The organism is Bradyrhizobium sp. UFLA05-108 (genome assembly GCF_059803455.1).
Map to the genome: position 1 here is coordinate 78343 of NZ_JBANAZ010000023.1, position 13380 is coordinate 91722.

The 13380-nt window shown below is 63.8% G+C and carries 14 protein-coding genes; 6 read left to right on the top strand and 8 right to left on the bottom strand.

The genetic code is table 11. The features are described 5' to 3' along the window. Window positions 1-37: 37 nt before the first annotated feature. The 3 genes from SO140_RS18610 to SO140_RS18620 all read right to left on the bottom strand — a co-directional run bounded on the left by SO140_RS18610 (window position 38) and on the right by SO140_RS18620 (window position 2486). Window positions 38-718 (bottom strand): glutathione S-transferase family protein, encoded by a 681-nt coding sequence (locus tag SO140_RS18610; protein ID WP_449380425.1) that lies wholly within the window; start codon window positions 716-718, stop codon window positions 38-40. Window positions 719-851: 133 nt separating this feature from the next. Beyond that, window positions 852-1178 (bottom strand): hypothetical protein, encoded by a 327-nt coding sequence (locus SO140_RS18615; RefSeq protein ID WP_449380424.1) that lies wholly within the window; start codon window positions 1176-1178, stop codon window positions 852-854. 177 nt (window positions 1179-1355) lie between these two features. Continuing rightward, entirely contained in the window at window positions 1356-2486 is a 1131-nt protein-coding gene (locus SO140_RS18620; protein WP_449380423.1) for a site-specific DNA-methyltransferase, read from the bottom strand. Window positions 2487-2893: 407 nt separating this feature from the next. Between SO140_RS18620 and ypfJ the strand changes: the two genes are divergently transcribed. Continuing rightward, window positions 2894-3844 (top strand): KPN_02809 family neutral zinc metallopeptidase, encoded by a 951-nt coding sequence (ypfJ, locus tag SO140_RS18625; RefSeq protein WP_498542915.1) that lies wholly within the window; start codon window positions 2894-2896, stop codon window positions 3842-3844. A gap of 164 nt (window positions 3845-4008) precedes the next feature. Then, entirely contained in the window at window positions 4009-4572 is a 564-nt protein-coding gene (gene moaB, locus SO140_RS18630) for a molybdenum cofactor biosynthesis protein B (protein ID WP_498542916.1), read from the top strand. A 107-nt stretch (window positions 4573-4679) separates the two neighbouring features. On the opposite strand, the gene SO140_RS18635 is transcribed toward moaB, so the two are convergent. Continuing rightward, window positions 4680-4943, bottom strand: coding sequence for a hypothetical protein (locus SO140_RS18635; protein ID WP_449380420.1), 264 nt, complete (start codon window positions 4941-4943; stop codon window positions 4680-4682). 294 nt (window positions 4944-5237) lie between these two features. Between SO140_RS18635 and SO140_RS18640 the strand changes: the two genes are divergently transcribed. After that, window positions 5238-5675: a hypothetical protein gene (locus tag SO140_RS18640; RefSeq protein WP_498542917.1), complete on the top strand. Its 438-nt coding sequence runs from the start codon at window positions 5238-5240 to the stop codon at window positions 5673-5675. Between the two features lie 40 nt (window positions 5676-5715). Here SO140_RS18640 and SO140_RS18645 read toward each other — a convergent pair whose 3' ends face one another. The 3 genes from SO140_RS18645 to SO140_RS18655 form a co-directional block, all read right to left on the bottom strand. Further along, window positions 5716-5856 carry a hypothetical protein gene (locus SO140_RS18645; protein WP_449380418.1) on the bottom strand — a complete coding sequence of 47 codons (141 nt, stop codon included), beginning with the start codon at window positions 5854-5856 and terminating at the stop codon, window positions 5716-5718. Continuing rightward, window positions 5856-6836: a bifunctional helix-turn-helix transcriptional regulator/GNAT family N-acetyltransferase gene (locus SO140_RS18650; protein WP_498542918.1), complete on the bottom strand. Its 981-nt coding sequence runs from the start codon at window positions 6834-6836 to the stop codon at window positions 5856-5858. The genes SO140_RS18645 and SO140_RS18650 overlap by 1 nt, the downstream gene beginning before the upstream one ends. A 61-nt stretch (window positions 6837-6897) precedes the next feature. Next, window positions 6898-7473, bottom strand: a complete 576-nt coding sequence (locus SO140_RS18655) for a glycosyltransferase family protein (RefSeq protein ID WP_449380416.1) — start codon at window positions 7471-7473, stop codon at window positions 6898-6900. A gap of 228 nt (window positions 7474-7701) precedes the next feature. Between SO140_RS18655 and SO140_RS18660 the strand changes: the two genes are divergently transcribed. Both SO140_RS18660 and SO140_RS18665 read left to right on the top strand, forming a co-directional pair. Beyond that, window positions 7702-8541: an RMD1 family protein gene (locus SO140_RS18660; protein WP_449380415.1), complete on the top strand. Its 840-nt coding sequence runs from the start codon at window positions 7702-7704 to the stop codon at window positions 8539-8541. Window positions 8542-8706: 165 nt separating this feature from the next. Then, a complete protein-coding gene (locus SO140_RS18665) occupies window positions 8707-9561 on the top strand; it encodes an adenylate/guanylate cyclase domain-containing protein (protein ID WP_498542919.1) in 855 nt (284 codons plus the stop codon). A gap of 12 nt (window positions 9562-9573) precedes the next feature. On the opposite strand, the gene SO140_RS18670 is transcribed toward SO140_RS18665, so the two are convergent. Continuing rightward, window positions 9574-11976 (bottom strand): phosphoketolase family protein, encoded by a 2403-nt coding sequence (locus SO140_RS18670; protein ID WP_498542920.1) that lies wholly within the window; start codon window positions 11974-11976, stop codon window positions 9574-9576. 216 nt (window positions 11977-12192) lie between these two features. Here SO140_RS18670 and SO140_RS18675 point away from each other — a divergent pair, with 216 nt between their 5' ends. Continuing rightward, the gene (locus tag SO140_RS18675) at window positions 12193-13356 is read left to right on the top strand and encodes a PA0069 family radical SAM protein (protein ID WP_498542921.1); all 1164 of its coding nucleotides are present in this window, start codon (window positions 12193-12195) and stop codon (window positions 13354-13356) included. Window positions 13357-13380: the final 24 nt, after the last annotated feature.

Sequence of the window (13380 nt, forward strand, 5' to 3'; positions counted from 1 at the left end):
GCCGCGCTTTGGATGCGCGACCCGGGACGACAGGCGGTCAGGCCACCTTTGTCTTCATGTGCTTGAACATGTTGTCGCGAGCCTCGTCGTCCATCACGGTCTTGAAGGTGAACTTGTCCTTCAGCGCGATGGCGCGCGCCGCTGCGGGCCGCGCCGATATCTCGTCGACGAGACGCTTGACGTTCGGGTATTTGCCAGGTGCGTCCTCGCCGAGCACGAAGGCGGCCATGCGTGCCCAGCCCCACAGCGCCATGTCGACGATCGAGTAGCTGTCACCGACCATGTAGCGGTGCTTTGCCAGATGGTCGTCGAGGATCTGGTAGTGGCGGTGGCCTTCGTACTGATAGCGGTTGTGCGCGTAGTCCTGGTCCTTCGGCGAGAAGTGCCTGAAGTGCACGGCCTGTCCTGAATAGGGGCCAAGGCCGGTGGCGATGAACATCAGCCATGACAGGGTCTGCGCACGGACGGCGGGCGCGGGCAGGAATTTGCCGGTCTTCTCGGCGAGATAGAGCAGGATGGCGTTCGAGTCGAACACGATTGAGCCGTCATCGTCGATCGCCGGCACCTTGGCGTTGGGATTGATCTTGAGGAATTCGGGCGTGAACTGCTCGCCCTTGCGGGTGTCGACCGCGACCGGCTCGAACGGCAAGGCGGACTCTTCCAGATAAAGCGCGACCTTGGTCGGGTTCGGCGAGCCGTTGAAGTAGAATTTGAGCATCGAAAAGTCTCCCCGGTCCTTTGTGAGCCGAGATCGGACGCAGCATCATTGCCGCCGGCGGCCCTCTCTTGCCCGAACCCTTGCGGCAAGCACAAGTGACGAGTTCGTGGATGGAGCCTGCACGCCGTGCAGGTCAGCCGACGTAGAGGAAGCCGAGGATCGCGACGATGATCACGCCGAGACCCGCAGCTTCCACACGGTGCGCAAGGCGCGTCGCGGCATGCACGTCGGAGGCCCGCGCGGCGCGCTCGGAGCCCTTGGGATAACCGTGGACGATGACGTCGTGATTGAAGGTGTCATGAGCCTCGTTGCCGCTGGCAAGCCCGACGCAGATCAGCAGCACGCCGAACAAGGCGAGTCCGGCAAAGCCCAAAAGTCCGATCATCAACATCGGAAACATGCCGATCAGGAAGATCGGCAGCAGCGGCAAGAACAGCAATGTCTCGGACTGTCGTCGCATGGCCCGACCGGTCAAGACTGGAAGCCGATATTGAATGTAGTCCCGGGGGCTTGGCCGTTCAAGTCTTCCAGTCATTCCGGGGCGCGCGTCAGCGCGAACCCGGAACCTGGAGATTACGGCGCGAGATTGCGGGTTCTCGCTTCGCGAGCCCGGGAATGACGAAAAGGTGAAGCAGGGCTACTCCGCGGCCATGCCGGAGCGGATTTCGGCGCGCAGCTCGTCGATCAGCTTGAGGCCCTGCTTGGTCTCGACGTGCCAGTAGGTCCAGCCGTTGCAGGCGGCCGAGCCCTGCGCCACCGCGCCGATGCGGTGGATCGAGCCGACCTTGTCGCCCAGCATGATGGCGCCGTCGGCGCGCACGAGCGCGCCGAGCTTCTTCTTGGCGTCGAACAGCTTCGTGCCGGGCATGATCATGCCGCGCTCGATCAGCTCGGAGAACGCCACACGCGGCGCCTCGCGTGCGGTCATGAACGGTGCGAGACTCGCTTCCGGCAGTGGCTCGACAGCGGCGATACGCTCCTCGGCGGCTTCTGCGTAGGTTCGCTCGCGCTCGAAGCCGATGTAGCTGCGGCCGAGCCGTTTTGCGACGGCGCCGGTGGTGCCGGTGCCGTTGAAGGGATCGATGACGAGATCGCCGGGCTTGGACGACGACAGCAGCACGCGCGCCAGCAGGCCTTCCGGCTTCTGCGTCGGGTGAACCTTCTTGCCGTCGGCGCCCTTGAGGCGTTCCTCGCCGGTGCACAGCGGGATCAGCCAGTCGGAGCGCGCCTGCACGTCCTCGTTGGCCGCCTTGAGCGCTTCGTAATTGAAGGTGTAGCCCTTGGCCTTCTCGTCACGCGCGGCCCAGATCATGGTCTCGTGCGCGTTGGTGAAGCGGCGGCCGCGGAAATTCGGCATCGGATTGGACTTGCGCCACACGATGTCGTTCAGGAGCCAGAAGCCGAGATCCTGCATGATCGCGCCGACGCGGAAGATGTTGTGATAGGAGCCGATCACCCAGATCGTCGCCGACGGCTTCATCGCGCGGCGCGCGGCGAGCAGCCAGGCGCGGGTGAAATCGTCATAGGCGGAAAACGAATCGAACTTGTCCCAGGCGTCGTTGACGGCATCGACATGGGATTCGTCGGGGCGCTTGAGATCGCCCTTGAGCTGGAGATTGTAGGGCGGATCTGCGAACACCAGATCGACGCTACCAGCCTGAAGCTTCGACATCTCGGCGACGCAATCGCCGACGATGATGCGATGCGATGCGGACTCAAAATTTGTGCGGGGCGCCTTTGCAGACGCCCCGCGACGCGACACTACCATGACTCAAGAACTCTGACTCAGGCGACGCTGTCGGCGACGCGGGACCAAACAACCGACTGGCCGTTACATTGACCGCGCAAAGTAAAAAACGACTTAACTCGCATCTTCTCGAGATTGCTTCGACATCGCGGATCGCGCGTGGGAAGATGCGCGGATCACTCGTGTTTTGCAGCATATTTCGCGTTCGCACTGCTGCGATCGCCTCGTTCGGGCTAAACTTTCTTCTCGGAAAAATTTGCTGCTCCTCCGGAAAAAATTGCAGCCGTCGGCAACGCGCCGCACTAGGCAATTTTTGCCGAGCAGGATATTGATTAACAGAACGGAAATTTTACGTTTGTGACGCGGGTAGGTCTTGCGCTGTTGCGTGCCCCCCGCGGATGCAATCAGGGACTCAAAGGGAAGCCGCCATGCGTTACGATGATTTTCGCCGCAGCGACGACATCGAGGATCGTCGCGACGAAGGTGGTGGTGGGTTTGGCGGTGGCGGCGGCGGTGGGTTCGGTCTGCCGATGGGCGGCGGCGGCCTCGGCATCGGCACCATCATCGTGCTCGGCCTGCTCGGCTATGCCTTCGGCATCGATCCGCGCATCCTGATCGGAGGCGCCGAGATCCTGACCGGCGGTGGCCAGGCACCGAGCTACCAGACCGATCGCCAGGCCTCGGGCGGGCAGGCGAAGCGCGGCGCGCCGACCGACGAGATGGGCAGCATGATCTCCGGCATCCTGGGCGAGATCGACGATCGCTGGAGCGAGATCTTCCAGGCCAGCGGCCAGTCCTACACCGGTCCCAAGATCGTGCTGTTCCGCAACGCCACCAATGGCGGCCGATGCGGCATGGCGCAGTCGGCGATGGGCCCCTTCTACTGCCCGCCTGACAAGACCATCTTCCTCGACACCGGCTTCTTTCGCGAGGTCGAGACACGCTTCCGCGGCTGCTCCGGCAAGTCCGCCTGTAATTTCACGACTGCCTACATCATCGCCCACGAGGCCGGCCATCACATCCAGAATCTGCTCGGCATCATTCCGCGCGTGACCCGATTGCAGCAGCAGGCCGGCAGCAAGGCCGAGTCCAACGCGCTCCAGGTGAAGGTGGAATTGCAGGCCGACTGCCTGTCCGGCGTCTGGGTCAACCGCGAGGCGAAGAAGCGTCCGAACTTCCTCGAACCGGGCGACATCGACGCGGCGCTGACCACGGCGAGCGCGATCGGCGACGACACGCTGCAACGCCAGGCCACGGGCCGTGTCGTGCCCGACTCCTTCACCCACGGTTCGGCCGAGCAGCGCAAGCGCTGGTTCATGACCGGCTATCAGCAAGGCACGGTCCAGGCCTGCAACACGTTTGGCGGCGGATCGTTGTAGTTGGAAGAGTTCGTGCCCCGGACGCTGCGCAGCATGAAATGCTGCGCTGCTGATCCGGGGCCCAGAATGCCGGTCCCACAGAGGTATCTCAGAAACGGGTCCCCCGGCTCTGCGGCGCATCGCTGACGCGCTGCACCGCGTCCGGGACACGAGAGGAAAGCGCAATGCCCTCCATCGATGAGACAAAGCAGTTCATCCCGCTCAACATCGCGGTGCTCACCGTCTCCGACACCCGCGCGCTCGTCGATGACAAGTCCGGCCAGACTCTCGCGGATCGCATCAGCGCTGCCGGCCATCATCTCGCCGCCCGCGAGATCGTCACCGACGACGTCGAGGCGATCCGCGCCGTCATCCGCCGCTGGATCGCGGACGCCGGTGTCGACGTCGTCATCACCACCGGCGGCACCGGCTTCACCGGACGCGACGTCACGCCGGAGGCGATCGAGCCGCTGTTCGAGAAGCGGATGGATGGCTTCTCGATCGCGTTTCACATGATGAGCCATGCCAAGATCGGCACGTCGACGATCCAGAGCCGCGCCACCGCGGGCGTTGCGGGCGCGACCTACATCTTCTGCCTGCCAGGCTCGCCCGGCGCCTGCCGCGACGGCTGGGACGGCATCCTCGCCGCCCAACTCGACTATCGCACGCGCCCCTGCAACTTCGTCGAGATCATGCCGCGCCTCGACGAGCATTTGCGCCGACCGAAGGCGCAAGGCGCGACGGTTTAGTTGTGCGCGAAAAGCGTTGAACGATCAAATGCTCGGCGGATCAGTATCCGCCGAGTGTCAGGAGTAGCTGGTGCCGCCACGGACTCGTGAGCCGCAAAACAGGTCCTTTACCGCCGCACTCCAACGCGATTGACTCCCCCATTCAAATTGCCGCCGACGTTATGACGGACCGCAGCACGCGCCACTGGCCGAGGCCGGAGCACGACGCCCGCCCTTGCAACGCAACCGGCTGGATATTCGACGTACTGGCAGTACACGACCGCGCTCGCCGGTGATGGATTGAGCGTGAGACCTGCAAGCCCCAACATGGCGCTGGCGGCGAGCCCGGCAACTGTCACTGATCCAAACGAAAGAAGGTTTCTCTGGTGCATGGTGATCCTCCGCGCTTGCGCACAGTAAGTGTCGCGAGCCGCCCAGGGTGCGGCGGGACCCAACGTGAAGATCGGACGATGGGCGGACGTTGACGTAGATCAACATTGTAAACGAAGCAGGTTTCCAAGCCCCCGGCACAAACTGCGCAGGCTGCTTTGCTGCTGTGATTGCGCGCGACGGCAATGCGCTTCGCATGCGACCTTCCGTCGCCCCGCACCACGACTTGATTTAGATCAAGCGCCACACGCCCAATTTGTCGAGCCTGTACGCCGCAGGGGGGCGTGGATCGCCGCATGCCCCTGACCCGCTACTTTGCGTTCGTTGGCATCATTCTGCTCGCGCTGCTGTTCATCGCGGACGCCTGCATGCCGACATTGCCAATTCTCGAGAGGGCCGATTCAAATCGCATTGCGATCCGTATCCACTCGGCGCTGAAATTGCCGGAGCGCGTGGTTTACGACACCAGTCTTCCGACCATCCTTCCCTCACAGACCGCGAACGCAGCGAGCAGTACGCAAAATCCGGCGATCACGCGCGAAGCGATTCCAGTCAGGACACGCGAGGCGTTGGCGCAGTTGCAGCCGTCCGATACGGCGCGCCCCCGCGCTTCGGAGACGAAAACGCGAGGGACCAGACCGCCACACCAGCGCAAAGCCGCAAGGCGACGCGCGCCGCCATACGAGTTCATGATGGCACGGCAAGCGCATTTTGGCTGGTTTGGCATCTGGTAGGGATGTGACGCGATGGCCGGGTTCTGAAGCAATGTCCTTGCTAGCTCTTCCGTGTCATCGACAACCACACCACGCGCCATAGCTCCCGGCAGGCGTCGCGGCGCAGGCGTCGCGCGCGGCGTTTGTAGAGATCGACCAGCTCTGCCGTGACGCGGCGCGACAATTGGTGCCGCTCGCGCATCAGAGGTCGCGCTCCCAGGTTTCGCCGGTCAAATTCTGTCCGAAGCTGCGATGCGGCTCGCTCGCGACCAGCTTGAATCCGGCGTCCTGGTAGATCTTGCGCGCGCCGACCAGAATGCTTTGCGTCCACAGCGTCATCCGCCGATAGCCGCAGGCGCGCGCGAAGGAGACGCATTCGGCGACCAGCCGCTGGCCGAGGCCGCGGCCGCGCGCGACGGGATCGAGCAGCAGGAGACGCAGCTTTGCGACGTCGTCGCTCGCCTTCACCAAAAACACCGAGCCGACCGGGCGGCCCTCGATGTCGGCGATCCAGCAGCACTCGCGCGATGCGTCGTAGGAGGTCATGTATTTCGCGACGATCTCCGCGACGAGGGCCTCGAAGCCCGAGTCAAATCCATATTCGCTCGCATAGAGCGCGCCGTGGCTCTGCACGACCCAGCCCATGTCGCCAGGACGTGGATCGCGCAGGATTGCCGGCGCCGGCTCGGCGCGCGGCATGGCGAGCAACCGCTCGACCGTGTCCATCGCACCCGTCAGCCGTTTGCGATCGGTCTCGGTGAGCGGCCGCAGCATTGCGGCGACGTCCTCTTGCGACGAGCGCTCGAGCCTGGCGAAGGCCTGGCGCCCCTTCGCGGTCAGGCTCAACTGAAACTGCCGCCGGTCGGTCGGAAGCGGCTTGCGCGCGATCAGGCCGGCTTCGTCGAAGTTCTGCACGATGCGACTGAGATAGCCGGGGTCGAGCCCAAGCTCGATGCCGATCTCCTTGGCCGAGCGCTCGCCGCCATGGGCGAGCTCGTAAAGCACGCGCGCTTCGCTGAGGGAGAAGGGCGTCTTCAGCAATTGCTGGTCGAGCACGCCGAGCTTGCGGGTGTAGAACCGGTTGAAGGCGCGAACCGCCTCCACCTGGTCGTCGGACACCGGTCCGGCCGAACCGCCCGAGGGCGCGCTTGATGACAGACTGGACGACGTATTGGGCGACATGGGCACCTCCAATACTTGCCATTGTCAATTAATTAATTGCCTTTGGCAAGTATCTTCTGGTTCACGCCATGCTGACGATCTTGCTCCGCAACAGCGTCCGGGACGAGCGTCCGAGCCGCCGCAGCAGCCGCGCCTCGGAGCGGCGGGCCTGGGGCGGGTAGCCGCCGATCCGGTCGTAATGATCGCGCGCGATCAGGAGCCCCTGATCGCCAAAGGGCCCCACGATCTTCCGCGCCACGAAGCGGATGACGTCGCGCAGGCCGGTATCTGCGTAGGGCGAACGCGCATAGCGGAACACGGCCGCGCGGTCGCGTCCGCTGGCCGAGACGGTCTGAATGAACTGCGTGGTCTCTTCGATCCAGCCGGTCTCGAGCACGGCACCGGCATGCAGGAACATCAGCCAGGGCGAACGCGCCTGCAGCGCACCGGCGGCAAGCGCCGCGCCTTGCGAGGAGCCTTCGTAGCCGATGAAGCGGCAGCCGGCGACGTCGGCGACGCGCTCGATCACGCCGTTGCGCGTGCCGTCGACGAGCAGCACTTCCTTGATCAGGCCGGCGGCAGCACCCGGGACCAGTGAGGCCAGGGTGGCGACCGCTGACCGCTCGACGCCTTCCGTCGGTATGATGACGCTCAACATGATGGAGGCTTCAGTTGTCTCAAGGGACAGCGCAAGTGTTATACGGTATAACCATGGCCTTGCGCCCCGCGCAACGTTTTGCGCGGCCGTTGATGCGGCCGCGCCGCTGGATGGTAAACCGTGCAGCCGGCCCCAGCCAAGCCTGTCGCACGCAGGCCGTAATACTGCGGAATATATCTGCAGCTGCGCGCCGACTGCGTGCAACCTGATTTCACAGCGGAGACTCGCGTGAACGCCGATCAACTCGCTGTTGGTACGACTGCAACATCACCTCGGCAGGACGCCGCACCTGCATTGCGGATTCGTGCCGTGATGCTGGGCGACCGCATCAATGCGGCGGGCCTGGAGATTGGAACGCTGGTATCGTCGACGCCGGTCGCGTTCCGCGTCCATGCCGGGCTCGCCGTGATCTTCCGCTACGGCGTCGTGGTGCTGATCGGCCTCTTGCCCTCCGAAGAGAAGGTCCTGATCGACACGTTGAAGCCGCGCGTGACCGGCGAGTTCAGCCCCTACGAGGAGGAGACCGCGCAGGCGCAGCTCTGCAACGACGAGAACGCCGAGGTGATCCAGCCGGGCGGACCGATCTGCCTCAGCAAATTCTCCGAGGACCGCCTGCTCCTGATCGCAGATGCGCTCGCCAAGAGCACCGCGCTCGCCCGCGACGAGCGCCGTGTCGCCGCCGTCTTCGACGTCATCGAGCCGTTTGCGCGCGAGCTTGCTCAGCGTGGCCGCACGCCGCGCCGTCGCAAGGGAATCCTGCAACTGATCGGCAACGCGCTGCTGGTGCAGCAGCGCGTCGCGGGCCGCGTCGCCGTCGCCGAGAAGCCCGACGTGCTCTGGGAGAAACCCGGGCTCGACCGCCTCTATTCGCGGCTCGAGGACGAGTATGAATTGAAAGAACGCCTCGATACGCTCGAGCGCAAGCTTGCCGCGATTTCCGGGACCGCAAACGCGCTGACGGATATCATCGACACGCAGCGTTCACTACGCCTCGAAGTGGCTGTGGTGGTGCTGATCGTGATCGAGGTCGTGATCGGCTGCATCCAGATCATCGCCGGAACTCACTAAGCCAGGGCACGTAGTCATATTTCGGTCGTATCTGCTTTGCTTCAAATAGCGATGACTTTTGTGCAGGCGCAGCAAATGACGCGATGGCCATGAACGGCCATTTGACCGTTGTGGCACCAGACGATGCCTGGTGCATTTGGCGGTCAGTGAGATACCATTTGGTCGATGACTGACGGCAAGGTGAAACGGCGGCTGACCACTGTCCTGTGCGCGGATGTGCACGGGTATTCTCGCCTGATGGGAGCAGACGAAGCGGGAACGCTGGAGATGCTGCGCCGCTGCCGCACTGCCATAGCAGGATTGGTGGAGCGTCACGACGGGCGGATTGTGAATACTTGGGGCGACGCCGTGATCGCCGAGTTCGCCAGCGTTGTCGAGGCCGTGCAATGTGCGGTCGAAATTCAACAGGAAGTTTCCAATCAGAATTCGGTCCCACCGCCTCACGCGCCCCAGATGCGGTTTCGCATCGGCGTCAATCTAGGTGACGTGATGGTGGATGGTTCCGACATTTTTGGCGACGGGGTCAACATAGCGGCGCGGCTGCAAGAACTCGCCGAGCCCGGTGGCGTCATGGTCTCGGCTTCCGTCTACGATCAGGTGCACAACAAACTATCTCTTGGCTTTGACTGTCTCGGCCAGCAACAGATGAAGAACGTGGCCCCCGTAACCACCTATCGGGTGACCGTTGGCGGCGGAGCCGTTGGGCGAGGTAGCGCAAGCCCTGCTCCTCAGGTCGGAGCAGCTGCAGGCCCGGAAGCTGGCGCTCAAACGATTCGCGGCCGACACGAGCCGTCCAACTGGATGAACTCCATCGCGGATCGGTGGGCGATCCTGCCTCGCCCCATTGCAGCAATCCTCACAGTTTCGTGTTTTCTGATTCTGATCAACGTTTTCACCGGTCTGCACAGGATCTGGTTTCATTGGCCAGTTGCAGTGCTGCTCTTCATTGGCGCCCTGCGGACGCTCCGGCACGGACCTGCGTCGGACGGAAATGAGGGACGGCGGAAGACGCGTGACTGATCTCATCGCGCTTTAAGCCCGCGTCGTTCCGCCTGCGCTGTTCGGCCAGACCCAATCCCGTATCTCCGGCATGTCTTCGCCGTGCTCGCGCAAGTAACGCGAATGCTTGAGCAGGGCGTCGCGGAACTGCTGTTTCACATGGGCCGCTTTCGTCGCGAGCCCGGGCACACGCTCGATCGCCTCGATCGCCAGGTGATAGCGGTCGAGCTCGTTGAGCACGACCATGTCGAACGGCGTGGTCGTGGTGCCTTCCTCTTCAAAGCCGCGCACATGCATGCCGGCATGGTTGGTGCGGCTGTAGGTGAGGCGATGGATGAGATAGGGATAGCCGTGATAGGCGAAGATCACGGGCTTGTCGCGCGTGAACAGCGAGTCGAAATCGCGGTCGGAAAGGCCGTGCGGATGCTGCTCCTTCGGTTGCAGCGTCATGAGGTCGACGACGTTGACGACGCGGATCTTCAGATCGGGCAGCGCCTTGCGCAGGAGGTCGACCGCGGCGAGCGTTTCGACCGTCGGCACGTCGCCGGCGCAGGCCATCACGACGTCGGGCTCGCCCTCGGCGCTTTCCGTGCCGGCCCAGGTCCAGATGCCGATGCCTGCATCGCAATGGGTTGCCGCATCCTGCATGGTGAGCCATTGCAGCGCCGGCTGCTTGCCGGCGACGATCACGTTGATGCGGTTGTAGGTGCGGAGGCAGTGATCGGCCACCCACAGCAGCGTGTTGGCGTCCGGCGGGAAATAAACGCGGACGATGTCCGCTTTCTTGTTGGTGACGAGATCGACGAAGCCGGGGTCCTGATGGCTGAAGCCGTTATGATCCTGGCGCCAGACATGTGAGGTCAGGAGATAGTTGAGCGAGGCGATCGGCCGCCGCCACGTCAGCTCGCGCGACACCTTCAGCCATTTGGCGTGCTGGTTGAACATGGAATCCACGATGTGGATGAAGGCTTCATAGCAGGAGAAGAAGCCGTGGCGTCCGGTGAGGAGATAGCCTTCAAGCCAGCCCTGGCAGAGATGCTCGCTCAAAACCTCCATGACGCGGCCATCCTGGGCGAGGTGCACGTCGTAAGGTTCGGTCGGTTCCATCCATACGCGTTCGGTTGCTTCGAACACGGCGTCGAGCCGGTTCGACGCGGTCTCATCCGGACCCATGATACGGAAATTGCGCGCATCCGCGTTCAGTCTGACCACGTCGCGCAGGAACTTGCCGAGCTCGCGCGTCGCCTCCGCGACCGTCTTGCCCGGCTGCTTCACCTCGACGGCGAAGCTGCGGAAATCGGGTAGCTTCAGCTCGCGCTTCAACAGCCCGCCATTGCCATGCGGATTGGCGCCCATGCGGCGGTCACCGGTCGGGGCCAGCGCCTGCAATTCGGGAACAAGCGTGCCGTTGGTGTCGAACAGCTCCTCCGGCGCATAGCTCTTCATCCAGCCTTCGAGCACTTTCAGATGCGCGGGATTTTCGCGGCAATTGGCGACTGGGACCTGATGGGCGCGCCAGAAACCCTCGACTTTCAGCCCGTCGACCTCCTTGGGACCGGTCCAGCCCTTCGGTGAGCGCAGCACGATCATCGGCCAGCGCGGCCGCTCGATCGTCGTCTGTGCCTCGCGCGCGTGCTGCTGGATGGAGCGGATGCTGGCGAGAGCCACGTCAAGCGCATCGGCCATGATCCGGTGCATCGTTTTGGGATCGTCGCCCTCGACGAATAGCGGCTCGTGGCCCAGCCCACGGAAGAGATGGCGGATCTCCTCGTCGCGCATCCGTCCGAGCACGGTGGGGTTGGCGATCTTGTAGCCGTTGAGATGCAGGATCGGCAGCACCGCGCCGTCATGCGCGGGATTGACGAACTTGTTGGAATGCCAGGACGCGGCGAGCGGTCCTGTCTCGGCTTCGCCGTCGCCGACGATGCAGGCGACGATCAGGTCGGGATTGTCGAACGCGGCGCCATAGGCATGCACCAGCGCGTAGCCGAGTTCGCCGCCTTCGTGAATCGAGCCCGGCGTCTCCGGCGCCGCGTGACTTGGAATGCCACCGGGGAAGGAGAACTGCCTGAACAGCTTGCGCAATCCGTCCGCATCGCGCCCGATGTCTGGATAGATTTCGCTATAGCTGCCTTCGAGATAAGTGTTGGCGACCATGCCCGGGCCGCCATGGCCGGGGCCGCAGATATAGAGCACGCTGAGATCAAGCGTGCGGATCGCTCGGTTGAGATGGGCATAAATGAAGTTCAGCCCGGGCGTCGTGCCCCAATGGCCGAGCAGGCGCGGCTTGATGTGCTCGGGGCGGAGCGGCTCACGCAGCAGCGGATTGTCCAAAAGGTAGATTTGCCCGACGGATAAGTAGTTCGCGGCGCGCCAGTAGCGATCGAGCAGGTCGAGATCGCCTGTGCTGGCGCGCGCTTGTTGTTGGCTCGTCATGATGAGCTGACCTTGTTGCGGCGACCGTCACCAACCCGGTTCCAGTGCGATCGATCCCGTTTGTACTGGCGGCATCAAACGGCAATGCGGCCGGCAACCCTTGCGCGAGGTCAAAATTCGGTGCGGGAAGTTTGGGCGGTTACTTTGCATGGGGTTGTTTTACGGTTTTTACGTTTGTGTTCTTGATTTGTTCCGTTTGGATGCTATCTTGCCTGCATGAGTCGAGCATCCTCTCATGCCCTCAGGCACCCGCCGGTCACGGCGCCCTCCGAGCCGGCGGGTGCGCCTTCCGCGTTTCCTGAACTTGCGGTCGCGATCGACCGGGAGCGCAGGCGCGGACGGGGCGCCCAGTCCAACGCCAGCGGCCGCTATGAGGCCGAGGCGCGCGTCGCCTTCGATGACGGTTGGCAGAGCCTGGAGGAGCTGCCGCCGTTCAAGACCACGGTGGCGGTCGACACCTCACGCAAGGTGATCACACGCAACGACTCGCCCGACATCGGCTTTGACCGTTCCATCAATCCCTACCGCGGCTGCGAGCACGGCTGCGTCTACTGCTTCGCGCGGCCGACCCACGCCTATCTCGGCCTCTCGCCAGGGCTCGACTTCGAGTCGAAGCTGTTCGCCAAGCCCGAGGCGCCGGCGCTCCTGGAGAAGGAACTCGCCGCGACCGGCTACGAGCCGCGGATGATCGCGATCGGCACCAACACCGATCCGTATCAGCCGATCGAGCGCGAGCGAAACATCATGCGCGGCATTCTCGAGGTGCTTGAGCGTGCGGGCCATCCCGTCGGCATCGTGACGAAATCGGCGCTGGTGACGCGCGACATCGACATCCTGTCGCGCATGGCCAAGCGGAACCTCGCCAAGGTCGCGATCTCGGTCACCACACTCGATCCGAAGCTGGCGCGCACCATGGAACCGCGCGCCTCGACGCCGCCCAAGCGCCTGGAGGCGCTCAAGCAGCTTGGCGAGGCCGGTATCCCGACCACCGTGATGGTCGCGCCTGTGATCCCCGCGCTGAACGACTCCGAGATCGAGCGCATCCTCGATGCGGCCGCGCATGCCGGCGTCAAGGAGGCTTCCTACGCGCTGCTGCGGCTGCCGCTCGAGGTGCGCGACCTGTTCCGCGAATGGCTGATGGCGAACTATCCCGACCGCTATCGCCACGTCTTCACCCTGATCCGCGACATGCGCGGCGGCCGCGACTACGACTCGAAATGGGGCGAGCGGATGAAGGGCACGGGTCCCATGGCCTGGACCATCGGCCGCCGCTTCGAAATCGCCTGCGAACGCCTCGGCTTGAACAAGCGCCGCTCCAAGCTCAGCACGGATCACTTCGCCAAGCCCAAGCGCGGCGGCGAGCAGCTCAGCTTGTTCTGAGGTAAGGCGGGCCTGAATAGCGGG